Here is a 21,917-nt window from a genome sequence, read left to right on the forward strand (position 1 = left end):
GCTGTGCGGCGAGGGAGGCGTATAATAGTCTTTTCTGAGGGAGGGTCAAGAGGTGATTCACAGAAAGTTGTCTATTCGATGACAGGGCGGTAAAAAGATGAAACCGGGGGCGCAAAACAACCCCCTGTCTTCCTGCTGGTATAGAAGCAGGAAGACTAAGACAGGCTCAGCTCAGAGTAACCCGCGCCAGCTTCTTCTTACCGGCCTGTATCAGGTATTCCCCAGCGGGCAGCCGCAGGTCAGCCCCAACCACCTCCCAGCCAACCTTCACCCGGCCATTCTTGAGCATGTCCCGGGTCTGGGCGGCATTGGCGGCCAGCCCGGCCCGGTTAACTATGGCAGCGATGGGCAATTCGGCCTGGTCGTCCAGTTCGAGCGTGATGTGTGGTGTGTCTTCAGGCACCTCGCCTTCCTGTATCAGGTTGCCTGCACCTTTATGGGCATTGGCGGCAGCGTCTTCACCATGAAAGCGAGCCACCAGCTCGCGTGCCAGCTCAATTTTGATGTCTCTGGGATTGGCGCCCTGCTCGACCTGGGCTTTCAACGCCTCGATCTGCTCCAGTGTCTTGAATGACAGCAGTTCGTACCAGCGCCACATCAGCGAATCTGGAATCGAAACAATTTTCTGGAACATGGCACCCGGGGCTTCGGTGATACCGACGTAGTTGCCCAGTGATTTGGACATTTTCTTCTCGCCGTCCAGTCCTTCCAGCAAGGGAGTCATAATAACGACTTGCGGCTCCTGCCCCTCGCTTTTCTGCAGTTCACGGCCAACCAGCAGGTTGAATTTCTGGTCCGTACCGCCCAGCTCCACATCGGCTTCCAGCGCGACAGAGTCGTAACCCTGCACCAGCGGGTACAGGAATTCGTGAATGGCGATGGATTCGTTGGCTTTGTAGCGCTTCTTGAAATCGTCCCGCTCCAGCATGCGCGCAACACTGTGGCGAGCAGCCAGTTTGATCATGCCAGCCGCGCCGAGCTTGTTGAACCATTCGGAATTGAACCGGATCTCGGTTTTTACAGGGTCCAGGATCTTGAACACCTGCTCTTTATAGGTTTCAGCATTCTGTGCGATCTGCTCGGGGGTCAGTGGTGGCCGGGTCGAGTTCTTACCCGAGGGATCCCCAATCAGGCCGGTAAAGTCACCAATCAGAAAAATGACGGTATGACCCCGGTCCTGGAACTGGCGCATCTTGTTCATCAGGACGGTATGGCCCAGGTGCAAATCCGGTGCGGTCGGGTCGAAACCCGCCTTGATACGCAGTGGGCGGCCACTTTCAAGCTTTTTAACCAGTTCTTCTTCGAGCAGTATCTCTTCCGTGCCGCGACGGATTTCTGCCAGTGTCTGCTCCAGGGACATGAAGTCTCCTCAAATAAATTTACATATAATTAAGGGACTAATTATATCAGGATGTGATATCAGTTAGCACATGTCCCTTAGCCTGTTAATATAATGCATTAACATTATTAGCCAACTGACTGTTTTAAAATGGTGATTCATCTGTTTACTGTAATGAAACGCTTTCCTCGCTGGCACGCCATCGGCGTTGCTGCCCTAACCTTCGTCATGCTGTCCGTGGCCATGTGGCCTGCGCCCGGCCAGTCGGTGATTGTCGAGCTGCCACCGCAAGTGGTCATACCGGTACCCAGTACCGCTGCCCCCAGTGAACCGGAGTACACCCGGGTCGCCGAGGAGGTGCAGCCTGGCGACACCCTATCGACTGTCTTTGAACGGGCCAACGCGGGAGTCCGCGTCCTGTACCGCATGCTGGCCATTGAGGAGATCAGCGATCCCCTGGAGCGCATCTACCCGGGTCAAATGTTCGAGTTTGAGTTTGATGAAAACAACCTGCTACGCGGGATCACCTTCAGCGAGTCCATTCTGGTCAAGCACCACATCAGCCTGACCGACGACGGGTTCGAAATCGAGAAAATCACCCGGGAGCCGGAAATTCACACCCGCTTTGCGGAAGCCACCATCGATTCTTCGCTGTACCTGTCAGCCAAGCAGGCCGGTCTCAGCGACAACATGATTATGCAGATGGCGACGCTCTATGGCTGGGACATCGATTTCGCTTTGGATATTCGTGCCGGAGACACCTTCTCGCTGATCTACCAGGAGGAGTACCTCGACGGTGAAAAACTGGGCGATGGCCCCATCCTGGTGGCGCGTTTCGTCAACCAGGGCCGTGAAGTCAATGCGTTGCGCTACACCGATGAGGGTGGCCGGACCGATTACTATTCGCCTAACGGCGATAGCATGCGCAAGGCCTTCCTGCGTACCCCGATGGATGTGTTCCGCATTTCTTCCAGCTTTAACCCAAACCGCCGGCATCCGGTACTGAACACCATTCGAGCACACAAAGGCACGGATTACGCTGCCCCCACAGGCACGCCGATCAAGGTAACCGGTGATGGCAAAGTCGTCTCAGCCGGTCGTAATGGCGGCTACGGCAACGTTGTGGTGGTTCAGCACGGGGGCGGCATTCGTACTCTCTATGCCCATATGAGTCAGTTCTCCAAGAACGCCAGAGCGGGCAACCGGGTTCGCCAGGGCCAGATCATCGGCTATGTCGGCGCCACCGGCCAGGTTACCGGCCCACATCTGCACTATGAATTCTTGGTCAACGGTGTTCACAAAAACCCGCAAACCGTCGACTTGCCCACGGCCCAGCCTCTGAATAGCCAGTTCTTGCCGCAATTTGAAGAGTTTGCATCAAACATGATGGGGCAATTACAGGTATTCGAGGAAACCTACGTCTCGGTAGACTGAAGTCGGTAAATTACACGAAACGTTCAGACATAAAAAAACCGGGTTGAACCCGGTTTTTTTATGTCTGAACAGTGGCCTGAGTTGCTACATCGAAAATGATGAGCCACAACCGCAGGTCGTCTCGGCCGCCGGGTTTTCAATCGAAAACCGGCTGCCTTCAAGGCCTTCGGTGTAATTGACGGTCGACCCCTGCAAGTACTGCACACTCAGGGAATCGATCAGGAAAGTACTGCCAGCCTGGCGAATTACGGTATCGTCTTCGGCCACATCGTCATCGAAGGTGAAACCATACTGAAACCCGGCACAGCCGCCCCCGGTCACAAAAACGCGCAACATTAACCGGTCGTTACCTTCTTCCTCGACCAATTGCTGTACTTTGTGAGCCGCCGCCTCGGTAATCACCAGGGCTTCATGGACGTCTGCATTCACGGTCATCGTATTTCCAAAATCATAGGATTATTCTCAGAATTACCAAGCGGTTTACTTCACCCCTGCCCACAGTGATAGGGGCGAACAAGATCAGATTCAAGGACCCACATTGGGCCCCGACTGATTTCAGGGTAATTTATTAGCAGGCTTACCGGCATCCAGCATCGGGCTCTCCGTCATTGGCTTGGGCTCGACAGACTCAGGCTTACTGACCTTCTTGCCTTTCTCAGCAGCCACGTGCAGCAATTTGCCGTTTACCTGGGCGCCCATCACCATTTCCATCATGACGTAATGCACGTCACCGGTGACCACGGCTTTTTTGGCCAGTTCAATATGCTCGGTTGAATACACATCGCCTTTCACTTCGCCGTTAATGACGATGTTAGGCGCACGGATCTCACCTTCCACATAGCCCTTGTCACTGATCCGGACGGCGGCGCCGCTGTCCGGATCAGCCAGGATGTTGCCTTTGATTCGGCCATCGACATGCAAGCCGCCAGACACCCGGATATCGCCGCTGATCTCGGCCTTTACTGATATTAGCGTTACGTCGTTAGCCACGGTTTGTTTACTGCCCCACATTGTTTCCGTTCTCCAAATCCAACCAGTTGTATGCTGTTTCTACCCGAGCGGCACGATTACCGACGGCTTGAGCAATGACCTGTATCTGGTCGGGTATGAACCCTTCAGGCAACACCAGGTCGCCTTTGATATCCTGAAAGTAGCGATAACGGAATCGAATATCCACATCATCCACTGCTTCGGACACATCTTTTAATGGCAGCGCGATACGCTCACCGTTTTGTGTCCCTACTATGTTGACACCCACAAACCCTTGCAGATATTGAGAATTGTTGCCCGCCTGGGTCAGCATCAGACTGTACCGGTAGCGGTCGCTGGAGCTGGTCGGCTCCAACGTGACTTCCTGAATGCGCAGCCCTTCGTTATCGAGCGAGGGCGACATTATACCCTGATACAGGGCGACTTCTTCTTCAAGTTCCGCGATACGCCCGCTCAATTGCAACTGTGTCTGACGAGCGTTTTCGTTGGCCTGGCGGTCCACTTCAGAACCGCGTTCAAGCTGAGCCACCCGCAACCGCAGGGCTTCCTGGCGCTGCCGGGCTTCACCCAGGTTCGCGCGCAATTCGGCGCGCTGGCTCAGCAAGGTCTCATACTGACTGCCACCGGCCTGAAAACCATACAGATAGGCAGCGTAGACTGCCAGAGCAATGATCACAATTCCAACAATTCGCACCAGCCAGCGACGCCATGGCTGATACGGGACGACAACCATCTGCCGTACGGGTGCTACTTTTACTTTCGCCATGCCAACTCCGACGGGATAGGGGCGTCTGCCAGCAACCAACACGATCCGGCTCTGACACCCGGTTTTCTGGCCGCCAACCAGCGCCTGAGCGCCAGCCGGGCGATGAATCGCTGCAACGCCATGACCGCCTATGATAAGGTCGCACCCAATTCGGTTACAAGCCAATCCGCCTATGCCCTTACTTCCCATCAGCCAGTGGCGCCGTCTACTCGGCAAACCAGACGGGTTGTTGTCGCTGATCATACTCGGCTGCATCACCGGTTTAGCCACCAGTCTGGTGATGGCACTGTTCATGCTGGGCCTGGACCTGATGCTGCAACAACTGAACGGTGCCTACCGGGATGACTTCGAGTCGCTGTCGGCACCAACGCGCTTTATGCTGCCGGTTCTGGGTAGCCTAGCACTGATTCTGCTGTTTCGGTTTACGCCCGCCCACAGTCAGGCAGTGGGCATCACTCACGTCCTCGATCGACTGCATCGCGGCCGCAGTCGTATGCCCGCCAGCAACGCCGTGTTCCAGTTCTTTGCCGCGCTGATCTCCCTTGGCTCAGGTCACAGTGTTGGCCAGGAGGGTCCGGCGGTGCATATCGGTGCCAGCATTGCCAATCAGCTTGGCCAAACCGCTAACCGGGTTCCAAGCCAGCTACGTCTGCTGATCGGCTGCGGCACTGCAGCGGCGATCTCCTCAGCCTTCGATACGCCGCTGGCGGGCGTACTCTTTGCCATGGAAGTGATCCTGATGGAGTACAGCCTGCTGGGCTTCACGCCCATCATTGCTGCTTCAGTCACTTCGGCCGCCATGACCCGCTTTCTGTTTGGTGAACACCCGGCTTTTGTCGCCGATCTGGTCTATCAGGGCAGCCTCACCGACCTGCCATTCCTGCTGGTCGCCGGCTTGCTCATTGGCTTGCTGGCGGCGGGGTTTAATCGCAGTGTCCGGCTGTTCATGCAACTGCGCCTGCACCAGCGCTCGGCCCGTTTGCTGCTGGCGGGTGTGATCACCGGTACTCTGGCGCTCTGGGTGCCCCAGGTGCTCGGGCTGGGCCACGACACCATCAACCAGGCCATTAATGGTGAGCTGGTCTGGTCTGTTCTACTGATGGCGTTAATCGCCAAATTCATCGCCACCTCAGCCGCAGTAGGCCTGGGTGTACCCGCAGGCCTGATCGCACCGACCTTGCTGATCGGTGCCAGCGCCGGCGGACTGATGGGCAGCCTGCTGCCCGGTGACGGTAGTCCGGCGTTTTATGCCTTACTGGGCATGGCTGCGATGATGAGTGCCGTGCTGCACGCGCCGCTGGCGGCGCTGATCGCGGTGCTGGAGTTGTCGCTGAATGCTCATGCGATCTTTCCGGCGATGATAGTGGTGCTTGGCGCCAACCTGGTGTGTCAGCACGGCTTGCGCATTCCGTCTATTTTTCACAGCCTGCTGGCGTTTCGGGGTCTGACGATTGAGACCAATCCGGTACGGACCGCTCTGGCGCAACGCAGCCTGTCGGAACTGGCGACCGGTCAGTTTACCCGTCTGGATCTCACCCAACAGGAGGATCAGGCTCTGCGTACCGTAAAAGAAGCGCAGCGCTGGGTGGTTTTGCAGTTGTCGGATGCCAATTACCTGATTGACAAGGCGCCCCTCAGCCAGGCGATGCAGGATTGGATTCAACTGCCCGCTGAAACCCGGCCTGCGTTGGCAGAAGCCCTGAAAGTGGTCATTCCGCCGTTCAGCCGGCTGATCGTTGTTGAGCAGGATATCAACCTGCTGGAAGCGGTGCGATTGCTGCAACGAGAAGACACCGCCGGCTTTTTATATTCGCCCGAATCGGCCGCGACCACCCTGATCACCCGGGCGCAACTGGCGACTGTTCTGACTACCGAAGGAGACCTTCGCTGATGCTGTACCTTTGGCTTAAAGCCTTTCATATTATCGCCGTCATCACCTGGTTCGCTGCGTTGTTCTATCTGCCGCGCCTGTTCGTGTACCACGCCATGGCGGAGGACACACTCAGCCGCGAGCGCTTCAAGATCATGGAGCGAAAGCTGTATCGGGGCATTATGACGCCGAGCAGTGTGGTCGCGGTGGCGCTCGGCATTGCCATGCTGGTGGTGAACCCTGCCTGGCTGTCGATGGGCTGGATGCATGCCAAACTGTTTCTGGTGGTGTTACTGCTGGGCTATCACCACGCTTGCGGGCGCCTGTTGAAGCGATTCGCCGCCGATGACAACCGCCGCAGCCATGCCTGGTATCGCTGGTTCAACGAAGCCCCGGTCCTGGTGTTGGTGGGTATAGTGCTGTTGGTGGTCATCAAGCCCTTCTGATCAGGCAAAAAAAGACCAACGGCCCAAAGGCCGTTGGTCAATAACTACCTATCAACTAGACAATCCCCGGACATTCAATCCAAGGAAGCCTTCAGTCTAGTCATTTCCGCGCCCGGACTCCAGCCTGCAGCCGCGTTAATCGGCTGCCCTTTACGCGCTGTCTGCACCACCACTCAACGCCCGACCTTGCGCTATCGCTGCCTTGCGATGAGTCACAGCAAGTTTTTTATGTTGCTATTCGAGTTGGGTCGAGTCGACCAGGGAACCGAATCGGTCATCGGTGCTGTCCGTTGTGTCAGGGTGAATTGACCCAATCATACCCAGCTCATCCGGTGACGATCAAATAACACGCACCCTCAGACCCCGGGTTTGCCACAGACCCCGGTAAACACGACAATAGTTGCCAAACATTCAAAACACAGGCCCCGACCATGACCGACCAACTTGCTACTCTGTTTGAACGCGCTCAGAAAACCATCCCCGGTGGCGTTAATTCACCGGTTCGCGCTTTTAAAGGGGTCGGTGGCACACCGATTTTTTTCAAACGCGCTCAGGGATCGCGGCTAATCGACATCAATGACAAGTCTTACATCGACTATGTGCTGTCTTTCGGCCCGCAGATTCTGGGTCACGGCTTTGAGGAAGTGCGCGAGGCCATACATCGCCAGGTCGACCTGGCGCTGACCTTTGGTGCCCCGACGGAACAGGAAGTCACCATGGCCGAAGCCGTCTGCGCCATTGTGCCGTCGATGGACAAGGTTCGGATGGTCAATTCCGGTACCGAGGCCACCATGTCGGCCATTCGACTGGCGCGCGGCTTCACCGGCCGGGACCTGCTGGTTAAATTTGAAGGCAACTACCATGGCCATGCCGACAGTCTTCTGGTGAAAGCCGGTTCAGGCATGCTAACGCTGGGTGTACCCACTTCACCGGGCGTTCCGGCGGCAGTTGCCGCCAATACGCTCACCCTCGACTACAACGACCCGCAAGCCGTGCGCGATTGCTTCAAAGAGTACAGCGACCGCATCGCCTGCGTGATCGTTGAGCCGGTGGCTGGCAATATGAACTGTGTGTTGCCCGAGCCCGAATTTCTGGAAACACTGCGCAGCGAATGTACTGAGCACGGCGCCGTGCTGATTTTCGACGAAGTGATGAGCGGTTTCCGGGTGGCGCTGGGTGGTGCCCAGGCGCTGTACAACGTTAAACCGGATCTGACCACCCTGGGCAAAGTCATCGGCGGCGGCCTGCCGGTCGGTGCCTTTGGCGGCCGAGCCGATATTATGGATTTTCTGGCACCAAACGGCCCGGTGTACCAGGCGGGCACCTTATCGGGCAATCCTGTCGCCATGGCCGCAGGCCTGGCGGTACTGGAGCAAATCAGCAAACCCGGGGTATACGAGCAATTGACCGAACGCACCACTGCTCTGACCGAAGGCCTGAAAACAAAAGCCCGGGCAGCGGGTATTCCGCTGACCACCAATACCGCCGGTAGCATGTTCGGCTTCTTTTTCACCGAGACTGAGCGTGTGCGCCGGTTCAGCGATGTCATGACCAGTAACGTGCCCCGTTTTAACCAGTTCTTTCACGGCATGCTCAACGAAGGCGTCTATCTGGCACCTTCAGCCTTTGAAGCAGGCTTTATGTCGCTGGCACACAGCGAGCAGGACATCGACGATACCCTGGCCGCGGCCGAACGCGTCATGGCCACATTGACCGTTTAAAGCAACGGTATAAGCGGTTGAGCTTCTGGCCCAACCGCTTGTTTTGCTTCTCTTTTTTCAGCAAACAGGATGGCAGCAAAACCACAAAAACTGTTGACAGAACCGGGCCTGCTCATTAGTATGCGCGCCTGCTTGCCAACGGTAGGCACATCCGGTATTGCCTGGGTGGTGAAATTGGTAGACACGCTAGCTTCAGGTGCTAGTGGGGGCAACCCCGTGGAGGTTCAAGTCCTCTCCCAGGCACCAAGATTTCACCGGATGATGCTTTAACACCGTAACCGCTCAGCCTGGGTGGTGAAATTGGTAGACACGCTAGCTTCAGGTGCTAGTGGGGGCAACCCCGTGGAGGTTCAAATCCTCTCCCAGGCACCATTTCGACGCTTACCAACCCGGACGCTTCGAAATGGCTTCTCCCGCACGACCCGATTCCCAGTATTGAATTCAACCTTCGCAGTTAAGGTCAGCTTTATTGCCGTGAGCCCGTGCCGGGTGCAGGGTGCGCCTACCCGGCACTCAGAACTTCACTTCAAACGCCAATGCCATGCCGCCTTGGGTTGGCACCAGCGCGACCTGGGAGGCAGACCCCGGCTCAACCAGCCACTGATTCACCCCCCAGGCCAAAACAGCGCCCGCAATGACGTCTGTGGCGTGATGCCGGTCTGAATATACCTTGCTCCAGCCAACGTAGCTGGCCGCGAGGTAGGCGGGCAACCCTGCATCCCAGCCATATCGGCGCTGAATAAAAGCCGCACTGGTAAAGGCCGAAGCGGCACTGAAGCTAGGGAAGCTCAGGTTGTCGGTCCCATCCGGCCGCTCCCGTTCAATCAACCCTTTCATAACATAACTGGTACTGAGCGTAACCCCATAGGCCACCACCAATTGCGAGCGCCCCTGCGGGTCGTCCAGCGTGTAGGTGGCTGTGGCAGCCGTCAGTGGCAGTGCATAAAGCAGTACCTCACCTGCCTGCGTCCAGCGATCATCCGCATACCCACTGAGGCTCACAGTCAATGACAGCACCAAAGCACTGATTGTCTGCCACGCCCATAGCCGGTTGCCGCGATTGCCGCGCCTCATTCCGTGCGTCCTTTCATAAAACGTTCCCGGTTTTCTTCTTTCTTGCGATTACTTTTGCGCAGCAAAATATACAGCGCCCCCACACCGCCATGATGCTTTTGTGCCGAATGAAAGGCCAGTACCTCTGGCATTTGTTTCAGCCAGGTATTCACGCAGCTTTTCAGGAAGGCTTTCGGCTCACCGCGCTCACCCTTGCCGTGCAGGATCATCGCCGAACGCACATCGTAGCGCAGACAGTCGGCAATAAACCCATAAACCTCGGCGCGCGCCTCGACCATGGATTTGCGATGCAGATCCAGACGGGCATCGATCGGGTACTGGCCGCGCTTCAGCTTCCGGTATACCCCGTGGGCGACGCCATCGGTGCGATAGTCCAGAATATCGAGCGGGTGCACCAGATCGATAATTTCTTCCGTCAGATGGTTCGGGTCACCCTGATCCACTTTGACGGCCATCTGCCGCCGGTGCAGCAAGCTGGGCTCTGGCACCTCGGGTTTGGCCGTCTCGACCCTGGGCGTGGTGCGAATGCGACGCACGCCTTTCATTTCTTGACGGAAAATTTTGAATTCGTCGTCGTCTTCCATAAGACACCTGTTACATTTAACCGTATTCTAACAGTATGTACCCGCGCTCGGCACGCTTGGACCATCAGGCCGGGGCTCGTTGTAAAAGAGCGGTAAAATGGATCGTCAGCGCCTTACCGATAGAGGACACTATTTGCCATGAATGAATCTCACATTTTACTTATCGACGATGACCGGGATCTGGCCGAACTGCTCGGTGAGTATCTGGATGCCGAAGGCTATAAACTCAGTGCGGCTCACAGCGGTGAGGATGGCATCGTACAGTTGCGCGAGCACAGTTACGATTTGGTCCTGCTTGATGTGATGATGCCCGGCATCGATGGTTTCGAAACCCTGCGCCAGATTCGCAACCTCTCCTCTGTTCCGGTGCTGATGCTTACTGCCAAAGGCGAAGAGATGGATCGGGTGCTGGGGCTGGAGCTGGGTGCCGACGATTACCTGGCCAAACCCTACAGCCACCGCGAACTGCTGGCACGCATCAAAGCGTTGCTACGCCGTATTGAACTCGACAAAGTGCAGCAGGAAAACGACAGCGGCACTCTGGAATGCAACGGCGTCACGCTTAACTTCGACACCTATGAAGTGGAGTGTGAAGGCGTACATGTGCCGATGACCACCAGCGAATTTAAAGTACTGCGCGTACTGATGTCCCGGGTCGGCAAAGCCGTTCCCAAAGAAGACCTGTACCGCGAAGTGCTTGGCCGCGAAATCATGGCGTATGACCGTTCGATCGACATGCATGTGTCCAACGTCCGGCGCAAACTCCAGGCCGTTACGGAAACGCCCAAGATCCAGACCATCCGCGGCATTGGCTATCTGTTTGTCGACCCCAAATAAGCGGATATTTCTCTGCCCTTCCGGACACCGGCTGTTGCCATGACATTTTCAATTAACTGGCGAAAAATAAACCCGCTGGGCTCGGTGTTCGGCAAAATCTGGCTGAGCTTCTGGGTCACGCTGTTGCTGATTGTACTGGCGGTGGCCTTCGTGTCACACCAGGTGGCACAGGTGTACCAGATCGGCGCGCCTAACGCCTCGCACATTGGCCTGTTGAACCGGGTTAAACTCCCCAATATCGATCGCCTCGCCAGTGATCGCCAGGAAATCATTGATGAACTCGACCGCTTTAACAGCGAGTCGCGCTTTCAATGGTACCTGGTGGACGATACCTACCATCTGCTCGGCACCCCCAAACCACCACGGCGCATTCTGGTTATGCTGTCGGAAATGATGGAACTTGAAGGCGTAAAAGTTGGGCAGTGGCGCCAGGAAACCTGGATGGGCCCAATCACCATGTCGGTCGGTGGCGATATGTATCGATTGTTTCTGCGCGGCGTGCCTTCCCTGCCACCACCCAACCTGCCGCTCTGGCTCGACAGCCAATGGCTGCGGGCTATTTTTGCGCTGTTTGTCTCTGGCGGTATGGCGCTGGTGCTGGCCTGGTCCATCACCCGCCCCATTGCCCGTCTGCGGCGTGTCTCCCGGCAGTTGGCTGGCGGCAGTCTGGACGCCCGGGTTGGTGGCGCGGTCAATAAACGCGCCGATGAGTTGGGTGATCTGGGGCGCGATTTCGACGAAATGGCCGAGCGCCTGCAACAATTGGTCTCGGCTCAGCAACGTCTGCTTAGCAACGTTAGCCACGAACTGCGCTCACCGCTGACTCGGTTGCAGGTAGCGCTGGGCATCGTTCGCCAGAAAGCACCATCCGATCTCGAGACCGCACTGAGTCGTATTGAGCGCGAAAGCGATCGGCTCGAAAGCCTGATCGCGCAAGTTTTGAAACTGTCGCGCTTTGAAAACGAAATGCAGCATCTGGAGCCGACACAATTGCAACTCGACGATCTGGTGCGCCACGTGGCCGAAGACGCTCGTTTTGAATCCAAAGCGCACAACATTCTGATCACCGACCAGATTGAAGACACTGTCAATATCTGGGGGGATCCTCAATTGCTGCATTCAGCGATCGACAACGTGATTCGCAATGCCTTGCGCTTTTCACCGGAAAACGGCGAACTTAGCATTCACCTAACCACCCGCAAGGGCGAAGCCCTGATTGAGATCTGTGACCAGGGGCCCGGCGTGCCCGAAGACAAACTCGAGCGACTGTTCGACCCTTTCTACCGGCTCGACCAGTCAAATTCCGGGGCCGGCCTCGGCTTGAACATCGCCCGCCATGCCGTTACCGCGCACAAGGGCGACATCCGTGCGATCAATCGCCCCGAAGGCGGCCTCTGTGTACGCATACGGCTGCCCCTGAATCACCACGGGCGGCTACGTCAGGGTTAGATCCCAAAGGGGATCGACAAACTCATACTGGGAGGTGGCAGCGAACTCAACGACAGTTCGATGAGCCTTGAGGAACAATGCCAGCCAGCGGTTAAAACCCACCCTCGAAACGAGACAACTCACCCGGCAATCTTATAAACTCCTGCCTTTAGTCAACTGACGAGGCCCGTCATGTCCCCGATAACCACCGCTTCCGGCACCGTCATTCGTCTGGCAGAGCCCGGCGATGTCTCCCATATTCTACGTTTCATTCAGGAACTGGCTGACTATGAAAAGCTGTCGCACGAAGTGGTAGCCACCGAAGCCAAACTCACCGAAACGCTGTTTTCAGACCAGCCAGCGGCCGAGGTATTGATCGCCGAGCGCGATGGCCGACCGGTTGGCATGGCCCTGTTTTTTCCGAACTACAGCACCTTTCTGGCCCAGCCCGGCATCCACCTGGAAGACCTTTATGTGCAACCGGATCAGCGCGGATCCGGAGTTGGCAAAGCCTTAATTACCAGCCTGGCGCATCTCGCGATCGAACGCGGCTGCGGTCGCCTCGAATGGATGGTACTCGACTGGAACGAACCCGCCCGGCAGTTCTACCGCTCGCTGGGAGCCAGCGCTCTGGATGGCTGGCTAACCAAACGCGTCACGGGGGAGTCGCTACACGCTATGGCCCGCATGCTGGAGCGTGCCTGATGACACCGGCGGTGCAGTTGCTCAAACGCAACAAGATGCCGTTCGAACTGCACACCTTCAGTGTGGGCGATAGCGACGAAGGCTATGGCCTCACCGCCGCCAAAGCCCTGGGCGTGCCCCCCGAGCAGGTTTTTAAAACCTTACTGGTCAGCTTCAATGGTGACCCTAAGGCACTCGGCGTATGTATTTTGCCGGTCACCCATAACCTCAGCCTGAAGCGCGCCGCCAAGGCGCACGGTCAAAAATCCGCACAGATGGCGGACCCGGCCATTGCCGAGAAAACCACCGGCTATGTGGTCGGCGGCATCAGCCCGCTGGGGCAGAAGAAAGTCCTGCCAACCGTGGTTGATCAGAGTGCAGAGAGCATGGACACCTTTTTTGTCAGCGGTGGCAAACGCGGTCTCGACATTGCACTGGCACCGGCTGACCTGTTGCAACTGACCCGGGCCCGCTTTGCACCTCTCTGCGTTACCGACGAAACCTGAAACCGGGCTGAACCCAGTAGTTTAGGCTGCAACTGTTGCCTAAGCTTCGCACTCCCGCCCCAACGCGGGGGCTTTGGTGAATCTGAATCAACAACCATTAAAGGTTGCTTGTTACTGGCTGGCGATTTGCTATGTTTGATCCAAGCCTTCACCTCAACCGCAGGCTACTAACCAGGAGCGTAAAATAACAATGAAATCTTTAATGACTGTCGTCACTACCTTATTGCTGGCGCTGGCCATAACCCCGGCCCAGGCGGAATCCATGTCGGCCGAGGGCCAGTGGCGTACCATCGATGACGAAACCGGCGAAGCCAAAAGCCTGGTGCGAGTCTGGGAGGAAAATGGCGAACTGCAAGGCCAGGTCGTTGAACTGTTGAACCCGGCTGAACCAAACCCGGTCTGTTCCGACTGCAAAGGCAGCCGCAAGGATCAGCCGATCGAAGGCATGAACTTTCTCTGGGGGCTGGAACGCGATGGCGATGAATGGACCGGTGGCCGCATTCTCGACCCGGCCAATGGCAAGGAATACAGTGCCAAGGCCAAGGTCATTGACAACGGTGCCAAGCTGGAAGTCCGTGGTTTCATGGGTTTCGCGTTAATCGGTCGTACTCAGGTCTGGGAACGCGTCGAGTAATAACCAGCGCTGAACGGCTCACCGGCAATATCGGTGAGCCGATGCTTTTCCTGCCTGCCTTACCCCGTTATGCTGCCTTTCCCTGTTGACCCTGAATTGTCCAATGCCCGGAACCGAACCGCTTACCTTATTGATTGCCATCATTCTCGCCCTGCTGCTGGTACTCCCGGCCGATGGCTATACCTACGAATTTGTCCGCGCCCGGCATGAGCGGGACAGTTCACTGTGGAGTCTGGTCTGGGGCCGGTTGCTGATCACTCTCACTCAGGCCGGGTTAATGGCGACCGCCGTAACGGTTTGGGCACAGTCAGGCCCGCTCGGTTCACCGCTGCTGGTGTTCGCTGGTGCCATGATGGCGGCTTGGCTATGGATGTGGTACTGGATCAAGACCTACATAGCCGAACCCGGCCACCCGACCCGGCCGATCACCGTCGTCAGCGTCATCCTCACCGGCGCCCTCTCGGCCACCCTCTGGTTCGAAGCCTTTACCTTTCAGGCACTGCTGCAAGCCTGGGTGAACACACCGACCCTGGGAACCATTATTCTATTGTCGTTGATCTGGGTAACCGTCGATGCGATCTGGCTCGCGATCCTCGCCAGCCAACCCTGGGGCACCCGTCTGATCGCATCGCAAAACGGCCAAAGCCGATTAAACCGAAGCCTCGGCCTGCTGCTACTGGCCTTTTCACTCTGGGCAATGGTGGCTGTGCTTTAAGTGGCAGGGTTTTTTCTGTGGCACGAGTCCGTGTCAGCCACCGGGTAGGCCTGATCGGGGGTCGGCGTAAATCCTTCCATGGAGCCTAGACTTCGGCATCCATGCCTCAGACTTCCCCGATCAGGCCTACCCGGTAGCTGACACTTGGCCGGTGGTTAGTTGTGATACCAGCTCTTTTGTCTTTCGTAGGAGACCATCTCAGCGTCCTCTGGGCGACTGGAAGAAAGCAGTACCCTGGAAATCTACGACGGCCAACGTCTACCTCAATAAAACTCACCATCCTCTGCCATGGTGTTAATCACCGACAATTTCTTCACGCCGTCCTTGGTCCCCAGCAACAACACATCCGCCGGCCGGTGGGCAAACAACCCATTAGTGACAACGCCGGGAATATTGTTGATCGCGGTTTCCATCGCTTCCGGGTCTTTGATGTCCAGTTCATAGACATCCAGAATCTGGTTGCCGTTGTCAGTGACCACACCTTCGCGATACACCGGATTGCCGCCCATTTTCAGCAGCTTGCGCGCTACAGCACTGCGGGCCATCGGAATCACTTCAATGGGCAGCGGGAAGGCGCCGAGTTTTTGCACCGCTTTGGATTCATCGGCAATGCAGACAAAGGTCTTGGCGATGGAGGCGACGATTTTCTCCTGAGTCAGCGCCGCGCCACCGCCCTTGATCAGGTGCAGTTTGCGATTGGCTTCGTCGCAACCGTCGACATAAACCGCCAGTTTTTCAACTTCGTTCATATCGAACACGTGAATACCATGATCGCGCAGGCGTTGGGCGCTGGCATCGCTGGAGGCGACGGTGCCGCGAAAGCGGTCTTTAACGGTAGCCAGGGCATCGATAAACAGGTTGGCGGTGGAACCGGTACCGATGCCAATAATGGCTTCCGGCTTCAGGTCCGGTTTGATGAAATCGAGCGCGGCCTGGGCGACGGCCTGCTTCAGTTCGTCTTGGGTCATGGAGCTGTCCTGTTATTGAGTGGGCCAGTTGAGTGGGCCTGTTAATGAGTGTCGTTTGCCCGCATTATAGCTGCTGTGGCGCTCAGTAACACACACACTTGGCTTTACTGGACCGTCGCAAAACAGTATGCCGGTATTTGCCGTACGCCTGCGTTTCCGCATCCACCCAAAACCCTTACACTACGGTGCTGTGCCGCCAAATCCGATGGTGGTGCAACCAACCACTGACATTCATCCGTTAACCAGGAACCTTCCATGCTGGAACAGACTGTTAAGAAGATACTCAATGCCAGGGTCTATGAGGCGGCGATCGAGACGCCTCTGGAAAAAGCCGCCTTTCTCAGTCGTCGGATGAACAACACTATTTTGATTAAACGCGAAGACCTGCAACCGGTGTTCTCGTTCAAGCTACGTGGCGCCTACAACAAGATGACCACCCTGACCCAGGCACAACTGAACAACGGCGTCATCTGCGCGTCGGCGGGTAACCATGCTCAGGGCCTGGCCGAAGCCGCCCGGCTGATGGGCGTGAAAGCCACCATCGTCATGCCCAAAACCACGCCAGACATCAAGGTTGCGAACGTACGCGCCCGCGGTGGCAAGGCCGTGCTGCATGGCGATGCCTTCGATGAGGCACTGGAATACGCACGCAAACTCGAAGCCGAACGCGGCCTGACCTTTATCCACCCCTACGACGACCCGGACATCATCGCAGGCCAGGGCACGGTGGCCCGGGAGATCCTGCACCAGCACCGGGACGGTGAGATCCACGCCGTCTTTATTCCGGTTGGCGGTGGTGGCCTCATCTCCGGTATGGCCGCCTACTTCAAATACTTGCAGCCACACATCAAGGTGATCGGTGTCGAGTTTGAAGAAAGCGCCTGCCTGGCGGCAGCGCTGAAAGCTAAACGCCGGGTCACCCTGAGCCAGGTTGGCATCTTCGCCGATGGCATTGCCGTTGCCCAGATCGGCAAGGAACCCTGGAAGATCTGCAAGGATTACGTCGACGAGGTCATCACCGTAACCTCCGATGAAATCTGCGCGGCGGTGAAGGATATTTTCGACGATACCCGCTCAATCACCGAACCGGCCGGCGCCGTCAGTGTGGCGGGCATGAAAAAATACGTTGAACGCGAAGACTGCAAAGACAAGACGCTGATTACCGTTTCCTCTGGCGCAAACACCAATTTCGACCGATTGCGCTATGTCGCGGAACGGGCCGAGGTGGGTGAGCATCGCGAGGCGATTCTGTCGGTGACCATTCCCGAGAAGCCCGGGGCGTTCAAGAAGTTTGTGTCCATCATTGGCAAGCGCTCGATCACCGAATTTAACTACCGGTTTGATAACCCCGAGAAGGCGCACATCTTTGTAGGGGTGAAAATCACCAGCCTGGAAGAACGTGAACAGCTGATCGGCGAGCTGCGCGAGGCGGATCACCCGGTGCTGGATTTAACCGACAACGAAGTGGCCAAATCCCATGTTCGTCATATGGTCGGCGGACATGCGCCGAACATCAGCAACGAGCATCTGTTCCGGTTTGAATTTCCGGAACGGCCGGGGGCGCTGGGAAAATTCCTCAATACGCTGGGCGGTCACTGGAACATTTCACTGTTTCACTACCGCAACCACGGTGCCGCCTATGGCCGTGTCCTTACCGGTATTCAGGTGCCACGCGAGGATATGAAAGCCTTTCGCCAGAAGCTGGAGGAGCTGGGGTATCCTTACTGGGAAGAAACCAGCAACCCGGCGTACGCGGCGTTTCTGGGCTGAACCGGTATTCGCCTATTTGAGTTACTTGTATGAACCCGACCGAACAGGAAAAGGTTGATCTTGAACACCAGGCCGCACGCGTTTTTATGCGCGCCTGGGAGCGCCAGCACGGTGAGCCGCTGCGGCACATCTGGCATAACAAGCCCAACAAGCCCGATGTTTCCTGTTACCTGAACGGCCACCGCCTGGACCTCGAGATCGCCCATCTGTATGGCTCCGAAGTCGAGGCGATGGCCATTCTCGGGCGCGATCTCAGCGCCACAACTCACCAGGCATTGCTGGAACTGATGCAAGACGATGTACACCAGCGCCTGCTGCACGCCCTCAATCGCATTCTGGTGGTGAAGGCGCAGAAGCGCTACCAGACCCGGCGCGTCTGGCTGGTGATTCGCAACGCCAACCCACTGTGGCAGAACGACGACATGCTGGCTTTGCGCCACCACTTTAGCGTCCCCAAAGACCATCCGTTCGAACAGATCTGGATGGTGGCTAACCTGTCGAACACCAGCGACATACTGCAGCTCTACCCGGGCTGACGCTCGAACCAGTCCGCCAGGGCCCGAACCACGCGCGACATCGTCGCTTCAGGCGGGTTACTGAACCCCAGCAAGAAACCCTGCTCACCGATTTCCGGGGTCGCGTAGTGGTCTGACAGCACATCCAGACGAAGGTTGTTGTCTGCCAGGGCATCGGCGATCTGGTGGTCCCATCGAGCTGACGCTCTCGCTGCCAGCCAATCCGGTTTGAGCATCACCCGAATGTGCATGCCACCGTGCGGGGCTTGCCAGTCGAGCCAGGGTGTCAGGTGGTCGGTCAGTAATGCCAGTAATTGATCCCGCTTCATACGGTAGTGTCGCCGCATCCGGTTAAGATGCCGGTCGAAGCGACCGTGGCGCATAAAGTCGGCTAGCACCGGCTGAATCGGCAGTGACGCGGAGGCACCCAACGCTTGCTGGCTGGCTCGAAACCGATCGATTTCACCCGGTGGCACCACCACAAACCCCAGCCGTAAACCCCGAAACAGCACTTTGGAAAAACTGCCCACCAGAAAGCACCGGTCGCGAGTATCGGCCTGCATCAGTGGCACGCCCATGCGCCCCTGGTAGATGAATTCATTATCGTAGTCGTCTTCAATCAGCCATAGCGACGGCGCTTCCTGCACGGCCTGCAACCAGGCCTGTCTACGTGCCGGGCTCATGCTAATGCCCAGCGGATATTGGCGGTTAGGGGTGATGATCGCGACCTGCGGCGACTCGGAACGCGGCGGTAATCGTGCCCCTTCGGCGTCAACCTTTAGTGAACCGAGACCCGAAGCCCGATTGCTGAGCAGCGCCCGCATCGGCGTGTAACTCGGGTTTTCCAGCAGCCAATGGGCATTGGCAGCGAGCCCAGCATCCAGCGCATGTTGAAGGACACCCAGCGCATCGCGATTGCCCGAGGTCACAAACACCTGGTCAGCCGTGCAAGACACACCCCGAACCCGGTACAGATAGTCGGCGATGGCGTCTTTCAACGGCGGAAAACCATCCGAATAGGCGCCTTCGAGCACCTTCAGATCCGGATTAAGCCAGCTGCGCCTCATACTGGCAGCCCAGTCCCGCGCCGGAAACGTCGCCGTGTCGGCACCGGAATCGCAAGTCAGAATGGGCGGCCGCTCCATGGGTTGGTCGCGGCGCGGGGCCTGGGCCACGTTTAGCAGATACTGAGCGCTGGTAGCCACAAAAAGCCCGCGCTTCGCCTCGCTGACCAGAAACCCTTCGGCCAGCAATGAATCGTACGCCCGCGCCACGGTACTGCGCGAGACCCCGAGCGACACCGACAACTGCCGGGACGAGGGCAGTTTATCGCCCGGGTTCAGCCGTTGCAGACGGATGCCCGCCTTCACCTGATCGATCAATTGCTGGTAATAAGGGCCCGCCTCGCCTTCGAGGTGGAAGGTCAGGCTGGCTAGGGCATGCTTCATCGTCACCTGGCCTGCAAAATTAAATTCAATCTGGCTATTTTTGAGCAAACCAGTTCGCCCTATGCTGGCAAAGACGGCGACTAAAGTCATTAGTGCTGACCACCTCGCCGTCACGCCCAAGCGGCAACCCCTGAACACCGACATTAAGGAAAACGACGTGAGTACCCGACTGCCAGACCCGGACAACCCGCTGCACACCGAGAAAAGCCACGTGAAACGTGGCCCGGGCCGTGCCAGCTATGAGCACGAGCAACTGCTCGACATCGTCGACGCCTCGCTGCTGTGCACCGTGGCCCAAAGCATTGATGGCCAGCCCTACGTCACCCCAACCTGCCATTGGCGCGACGGCGATTACCTCTACTGGCATGGCCACGCCAAAGCGCGCAATCTGGCCCCCGGACAACCGGTGTGCATCAACATTATGCAGATGGACGGTCTGGTTCTAGCGCGGTCGGCCTTTCATCACTCGGTGAACTACCGCTCGGCCACCCTCTTTGGCACCGCCGAAGCGGTCACCGAGCCGGAAGAAAAAGCACGGCAGTTGCACATCTTCCTCGACAAAATCTCACCGGACCGCTGGGACGACCTGCGCCCGATGACCGATAACGAATTAAAAGCCACTAGTCTGTCGCGCATTCTGATCAGCGAGGCGTCGTGCAAGATCAGGGCAGAAGGCGTGAACGACGAGGCCGAAGATGCCGACTGGCCAGTCTGGGCTGGTGTCATGCCTGTAGAGAAACGCTGGGGAGAACCTATTCAGGAAGAACAGCAAGACGGACTATCGGTTCCCCGAGTTCCGCTGAGGGCGAAATAGGCCTTTCAATCAGTGCCGGGTGGCAGCACCACCCACTCGGCCTCAGCAAATTCACCGAGCGGGCGAATATCGCAGAAAGGCGCCGCACTGCGGATAATGGCAGCAACGTCCGGGTTGTGCTGCTGCTCCATCGCATCACGTTCTGCCTTGCTGTTCCACTCGGCGATGGCAATCAGCACCTTTGGATCATCCAGTTTGCGATGCAATCGGGTACCCCGCGCCCCTGGTGCCTGCTGAATCAGCTTACTCGCACGCACCCAGGCTTCGGCGTAATCTTCAGCGGTATGGCCGGGTTTAATCTGTACTTCAAAAATGTACAACATTCGGGCTCTCTCTTTTTCGGATATTGGATTCGAATCAGTGCAGTGTCATGGGGTTGTACCATGTAGGTGTTGATCAGGCCTACGCTCATCCCAGCCGAATTAATCCAGACTAGCTTGCGGTTCATTGACCGTTACGACCAGTTTTAGATCAAGCGTGTAGATTTCATCGTGGCGTTGAAATTGCCACGGCATCAGCCGCCGTGCAATCACGCCCTGCTCTTCACGCCTTTAACATTGGTTAACCATATATTAACTATAATTACCTACTGGATAATCCCCCGATAAGCCTAGACTCTCCTCACGGATCAACAAACACGAGGAAACAACGATGAAAATGGCCATTCTGGGTACCGGCGATGTCGGCAAAACACTGGGCAGCGCCCTGATTCAACAGGGCCATGCGGTCATGATGGGTTCCCGCACGGCAGACAACGAAAGCGCTGTGGGCTGGGCCGCTGAGCGCGGCGAGCGTGCCAGCCAGGGCACCTTTGCCGACGCAGCGGCTAGTGCTGAAGTGATTCTAAACTGCTCGGCGGGCATGCATTCCCTAAGTATTCTCGCTGGCATCGACCCGGCGGATCTGTCGGGCAAAGTACTGATTGACGTGGCCAACCCGCTCGATTTCTCAAACGGATTTCCGCCACGGCTCTCCATCTGCAACGATGATTCTCTGGGCGAACAGATCCAGCGCGCTCACCCCGATGCGCGGGTCGTGAAAGCCTTCAATACGATGGCAAACCCCATCATGACTGCGCCAAACAAACTAGCAGGCGAGCATCAACTACTGGTGTGCGGCAACGACAGTGATGCCAAGGCCGTCGTTAAAGAAATTGCCCTGTCTTTTGGCTGGCAGGAAAACCAGTGGTTTGATCTGGGTGGCATCGAGCAAGCCCGGGGAACGGAGATGTATTTGGCATTGTGGGTTCGTTTGTACGGTAAACTCCAGACACCGATGTTCAATATCGCGGTCACCCGCGAGTAACACCCAGCCTGCGGCGACGGTGGCCAATGCCCTGTTGCCCGGCTATCCTCTGCGATTCACTCTGCTTTT

At 57.1% G+C, this 21,917-nt stretch carries 24 protein-coding genes and 2 tRNA genes; 16 read left to right on the forward strand and 10 right to left on the reverse strand.

The features are described 5' to 3' along the window. Nucleotides 1-166: 166 nt before the first annotated feature. Nucleotides 167-1,360: a tyrosine--tRNA ligase gene (gene tyrS, locus WEB54_RS14260; RefSeq protein ID WP_368056450.1), complete on the reverse strand. Its 1,194-nt coding sequence runs from the start codon at nt 1,358-1,360 to the stop codon at nt 167-169. A gap of 153 nt (nt 1,361-1,513) precedes the next feature. On the opposite strand from tyrS, the gene WEB54_RS14265 reads away from it, so the two are divergent. Next, nucleotides 1,514-2,773 (forward strand): OapA family protein, encoded by a 1,260-nt coding sequence (locus tag WEB54_RS14265; RefSeq protein WP_368056452.1) that lies wholly within the window; start codon nt 1,514-1,516, stop codon nt 2,771-2,773. A gap of 84 nt (nt 2,774-2,857) precedes the next feature. Here WEB54_RS14265 and erpA read toward each other — a convergent pair whose 3' ends face one another. The 3 genes from erpA to WEB54_RS14280 all read right to left on the reverse strand — a co-directional run bounded on the left by erpA (nt 2,858) and on the right by WEB54_RS14280 (nt 4,529). Then, nucleotides 2,858-3,208 (reverse strand): iron-sulfur cluster insertion protein ErpA, encoded by a 351-nt coding sequence (gene erpA / locus WEB54_RS14270; RefSeq protein ID WP_368053256.1) that lies wholly within the window; start codon nt 3,206-3,208, stop codon nt 2,858-2,860. Nucleotides 3,209-3,328: 120 nt separating this feature from the next. Continuing rightward, the gene (locus WEB54_RS14275; protein WP_368053254.1) at nt 3,329-3,784 is read right to left on the reverse strand and encodes a polymer-forming cytoskeletal protein; all 456 of its coding nucleotides are present in this window, start codon (nt 3,782-3,784) and stop codon (nt 3,329-3,331) included. Next, nucleotides 3,771-4,529 carry a DUF6776 family protein gene (locus WEB54_RS14280; RefSeq protein WP_368053252.1) on the reverse strand — a complete coding sequence of 253 codons (759 nt, stop codon included), beginning with the start codon at nt 4,527-4,529 and terminating at the stop codon, nt 3,771-3,773. Before WEB54_RS14280 ends, WEB54_RS14275 begins: the two co-directional genes overlap by 14 nt. Before the next feature lie 172 nt (nt 4,530-4,701). Here WEB54_RS14280 and WEB54_RS14285 point away from each other — a divergent pair, with 172 nt between their 5' ends. The 3 genes from WEB54_RS14285 to hemL all read left to right on the forward strand — a co-directional run bounded on the left by WEB54_RS14285 (nt 4,702) and on the right by hemL (nt 8,566). After that, complete coding sequence (locus WEB54_RS14285; protein WP_368053250.1) at nt 4,702-6,420, forward strand: chloride channel protein; 1,719 nt, start codon at nt 4,702-4,704, stop codon at nt 6,418-6,420. Beyond that, nucleotides 6,420-6,845 carry a protoporphyrinogen oxidase HemJ gene (gene hemJ / locus WEB54_RS14290; protein ID WP_368053248.1) on the forward strand — a complete coding sequence of 142 codons (426 nt, stop codon included), beginning with the start codon at nt 6,420-6,422 and terminating at the stop codon, nt 6,843-6,845. Before WEB54_RS14285 ends, hemJ begins: the two co-directional genes overlap by 1 nt. A 431-nt stretch (nt 6,846-7,276) precedes the next feature. Further along, a complete protein-coding gene (gene hemL / locus WEB54_RS14295) occupies nt 7,277-8,566 on the forward strand; it encodes a glutamate-1-semialdehyde 2,1-aminomutase (protein WP_368053246.1) in 1,290 nt (429 codons plus the stop codon). Here hemL and WEB54_RS14300 read toward each other — a convergent pair. Further along, nucleotides 8,563-8,751 (reverse strand): hypothetical protein, encoded by a 189-nt coding sequence (locus tag WEB54_RS14300; protein ID WP_368056454.1) that lies wholly within the window; start codon nt 8,749-8,751, stop codon nt 8,563-8,565. The two genes, hemL and WEB54_RS14300, sit on opposite strands and share 4 nt — an antisense overlap. Between WEB54_RS14300 and WEB54_RS14305 the strand changes: the two genes are divergently transcribed. Further along, nucleotides 8,726-8,812, forward strand: a tRNA-Leu gene (locus WEB54_RS14305). The genes WEB54_RS14300 and WEB54_RS14305 overlap by 26 nt on opposite strands. Before the next feature lie 39 nt (nt 8,813-8,851). After that, nucleotides 8,852-8,938, forward strand: a tRNA-Leu gene (locus WEB54_RS14310). A 141-nt stretch (nt 8,939-9,079) separates the two neighbouring features. Here the strand turns inward: WEB54_RS14310 and WEB54_RS14315 are convergent. Together WEB54_RS14315 and smrA are read right to left on the reverse strand one after the other, a co-directional pair. Next, a complete protein-coding gene (locus WEB54_RS14315; protein WP_368054128.1) occupies nt 9,080-9,640 on the reverse strand; it encodes a phosphatase PAP2 family protein in 561 nt (186 codons plus the stop codon). Beyond that, the gene (gene smrA / locus WEB54_RS14320; RefSeq protein WP_368054126.1) at nt 9,637-10,224 is read right to left on the reverse strand and encodes a DNA endonuclease SmrA; all 588 of its coding nucleotides are present in this window, start codon (nt 10,222-10,224) and stop codon (nt 9,637-9,639) included. Before smrA ends, WEB54_RS14315 begins: the two co-directional genes overlap by 4 nt. 138 nt (nt 10,225-10,362) lie before the next feature. On the opposite strand from smrA, the gene WEB54_RS14325 reads away from it, so the two are divergent. From WEB54_RS14325 to WEB54_RS14350, 6 genes are all read left to right on the forward strand, one after another. Further along, nucleotides 10,363-11,061, forward strand: a complete 699-nt coding sequence (locus WEB54_RS14325) for a response regulator transcription factor (RefSeq protein WP_368054124.1) — start codon at nt 10,363-10,365, stop codon at nt 11,059-11,061. A gap of 39 nt (nt 11,062-11,100) precedes the next feature. Continuing rightward, nucleotides 11,101-12,510 carry an ATP-binding protein gene (locus tag WEB54_RS14330; RefSeq protein WP_368054122.1) on the forward strand — a complete coding sequence of 470 codons (1,410 nt, stop codon included), beginning with the start codon at nt 11,101-11,103 and terminating at the stop codon, nt 12,508-12,510. Nucleotides 12,511-12,681: 171 nt separating this feature from the next. After that, a complete protein-coding gene (locus WEB54_RS14335) occupies nt 12,682-13,194 on the forward strand; it encodes an N-acetyltransferase family protein (RefSeq protein ID WP_368054120.1) in 513 nt (170 codons plus the stop codon). Then, nucleotides 13,194-13,679, forward strand: coding sequence for a Cys-tRNA(Pro) deacylase (gene ybaK / locus WEB54_RS14340; protein WP_368054118.1), 486 nt, complete (start codon nt 13,194-13,196; stop codon nt 13,677-13,679). Before WEB54_RS14335 ends, ybaK begins: the two co-directional genes overlap by 1 nt. Nucleotides 13,680-13,881: 202 nt before the next feature. Then, nucleotides 13,882-14,313 carry a DUF2147 domain-containing protein gene (locus WEB54_RS14345; protein WP_368054117.1) on the forward strand — a complete coding sequence of 144 codons (432 nt, stop codon included), beginning with the start codon at nt 13,882-13,884 and terminating at the stop codon, nt 14,311-14,313. Nucleotides 14,314-14,416: 103 nt separating this feature from the next. After that, a complete protein-coding gene (locus WEB54_RS14350) occupies nt 14,417-15,028 on the forward strand; it encodes a hypothetical protein (protein WP_368056458.1) in 612 nt (203 codons plus the stop codon). Nucleotides 15,029-15,291: 263 nt separating this feature from the next. Here the strand turns inward: WEB54_RS14350 and rpiA are convergent, their stop codons facing one another. Continuing rightward, nucleotides 15,292-15,996: a ribose-5-phosphate isomerase RpiA gene (rpiA, locus tag WEB54_RS14355; RefSeq protein WP_368056441.1), complete on the reverse strand. Its 705-nt coding sequence runs from the start codon at nt 15,994-15,996 to the stop codon at nt 15,292-15,294. A 255-nt stretch (nt 15,997-16,251) separates the two neighbouring features. Between rpiA and ilvA the strand changes: the two genes are divergently transcribed. Together ilvA and WEB54_RS14365 are read left to right on the forward strand one after the other, a co-directional pair. After that, the gene (ilvA, locus tag WEB54_RS14360; protein WP_368056439.1) at nt 16,252-17,766 is read left to right on the forward strand and encodes a threonine ammonia-lyase, biosynthetic; all 1,515 of its coding nucleotides are present in this window, start codon (nt 16,252-16,254) and stop codon (nt 17,764-17,766) included. A 29-nt stretch (nt 17,767-17,795) separates the two neighbouring features. After that, entirely contained in the window at nt 17,796-18,302 is a 507-nt protein-coding gene (locus WEB54_RS14365; RefSeq protein ID WP_368056438.1) for a hypothetical protein, read from the forward strand. On the opposite strand, the gene WEB54_RS14370 is transcribed toward WEB54_RS14365, so the two are convergent. Beyond that, complete coding sequence (locus WEB54_RS14370; RefSeq protein ID WP_368056460.1) at nt 18,290-19,819, reverse strand: PLP-dependent aminotransferase family protein; 1,530 nt, start codon at nt 19,817-19,819, stop codon at nt 18,290-18,292. The genes WEB54_RS14365 and WEB54_RS14370 overlap by 13 nt on opposite strands. A gap of 67 nt (nt 19,820-19,886) precedes the next feature. Here WEB54_RS14370 and WEB54_RS14375 point away from each other — a divergent pair, with 67 nt between their 5' ends. Then, the gene (locus WEB54_RS14375) at nt 19,887-20,543 is read left to right on the forward strand and encodes a pyridoxamine 5'-phosphate oxidase family protein (RefSeq protein ID WP_368056434.1); all 657 of its coding nucleotides are present in this window, start codon (nt 19,887-19,889) and stop codon (nt 20,541-20,543) included. 5 nt (nt 20,544-20,548) lie between these two features. On the opposite strand, the gene WEB54_RS14380 is transcribed toward WEB54_RS14375, so the two are convergent. Further along, entirely contained in the window at nt 20,549-20,866 is a 318-nt protein-coding gene (locus tag WEB54_RS14380; RefSeq protein WP_368056462.1) for an antibiotic biosynthesis monooxygenase, read from the reverse strand. Nucleotides 20,867-21,194: 328 nt separating this feature from the next. Between WEB54_RS14380 and WEB54_RS14385 the strand changes: the two genes are divergently transcribed. Next, complete coding sequence (locus WEB54_RS14385) at nt 21,195-21,848, forward strand: NADPH-dependent F420 reductase (protein ID WP_368056464.1); 654 nt, start codon at nt 21,195-21,197, stop codon at nt 21,846-21,848. Nucleotides 21,849-21,917 lie beyond the last annotated feature (69 nt).

This window comes from Saccharospirillum sp., from assembly GCF_040881935.1.
Taxonomy (GTDB): Bacteria; Pseudomonadota; Gammaproteobacteria; order Pseudomonadales; family Natronospirillaceae; genus Saccharospirillum.

Coding starts and splice junctions, on each gene's coding strand:
- WEB54_RS14280 (WP_368053252.1), bottom strand. CDS start 4,529: ATGGCGAAAGTAAAAGTAGCACCCGTACGGCAGATGGTTGTCGTCCCG.
- ilvA (WP_368056439.1), top strand. CDS start 16,252: ATGCTGGAACAGACTGTTAAGAAGATACTCAATGCCAGGGTCTATGAG.
- tyrS (WP_368056450.1), bottom strand. CDS start 1,360: ATGTCCCTGGAGCAGACACTGGCAGAAATCCGTCGCGGCACGGAAGAG.
- ybaK (WP_368054118.1), top strand. CDS start 13,194: ATGACACCGGCGGTGCAGTTGCTCAAACGCAACAAGATGCCGTTCGAA.
- WEB54_RS14365 (WP_368056438.1), top strand. CDS start 17,796: ATGAACCCGACCGAACAGGAAAAGGTTGATCTTGAACACCAGGCCGCA.
- smrA (WP_368054126.1), bottom strand. CDS start 10,224: ATGGAAGACGACGACGAATTCAAAATTTTCCGTCAAGAAATGAAAGGC.
- WEB54_RS14275 (WP_368053254.1), bottom strand. CDS start 3,784: ATGTGGGGCAGTAAACAAACCGTGGCTAACGACGTAACGCTAATATCA.
- WEB54_RS14285 (WP_368053250.1), top strand. CDS start 4,702: ATGCCCTTACTTCCCATCAGCCAGTGGCGCCGTCTACTCGGCAAACCA.
- WEB54_RS14380 (WP_368056462.1), bottom strand. CDS start 20,866: ATGTTGTACATTTTTGAAGTACAGATTAAACCCGGCCATACCGCTGAA.
- WEB54_RS14385 (WP_368056464.1), top strand. CDS start 21,195: ATGAAAATGGCCATTCTGGGTACCGGCGATGTCGGCAAAACACTGGGC.
- WEB54_RS14265 (WP_368056452.1), top strand. CDS start 1,514: ATGAAACGCTTTCCTCGCTGGCACGCCATCGGCGTTGCTGCCCTAACC.
- WEB54_RS14325 (WP_368054124.1), top strand. CDS start 10,363: ATGAATGAATCTCACATTTTACTTATCGACGATGACCGGGATCTGGCC.
- WEB54_RS14315 (WP_368054128.1), bottom strand. CDS start 9,640: ATGAGGCGCGGCAATCGCGGCAACCGGCTATGGGCGTGGCAGACAATC.
- erpA (WP_368053256.1), bottom strand. CDS start 3,208: ATGACCGTGAATGCAGACGTCCATGAAGCCCTGGTGATTACCGAGGCG.
- WEB54_RS14330 (WP_368054122.1), top strand. CDS start 11,101: ATGACATTTTCAATTAACTGGCGAAAAATAAACCCGCTGGGCTCGGTG.
- rpiA (WP_368056441.1), bottom strand. CDS start 15,996: ATGACCCAAGACGAACTGAAGCAGGCCGTCGCCCAGGCCGCGCTCGAT.
- hemJ (WP_368053248.1), top strand. CDS start 6,420: ATGCTGTACCTTTGGCTTAAAGCCTTTCATATTATCGCCGTCATCACC.
- WEB54_RS14335 (WP_368054120.1), top strand. CDS start 12,682: ATGTCCCCGATAACCACCGCTTCCGGCACCGTCATTCGTCTGGCAGAG.
- WEB54_RS14345 (WP_368054117.1), top strand. CDS start 13,882: ATGACTGTCGTCACTACCTTATTGCTGGCGCTGGCCATAACCCCGGCC.
- WEB54_RS14350 (WP_368056458.1), top strand. CDS start 14,417: ATGCCCGGAACCGAACCGCTTACCTTATTGATTGCCATCATTCTCGCC.
- WEB54_RS14370 (WP_368056460.1), bottom strand. CDS start 19,819: ATGACTTTAGTCGCCGTCTTTGCCAGCATAGGGCGAACTGGTTTGCTC.
- hemL (WP_368053246.1), top strand. CDS start 7,277: ATGACCGACCAACTTGCTACTCTGTTTGAACGCGCTCAGAAAACCATC.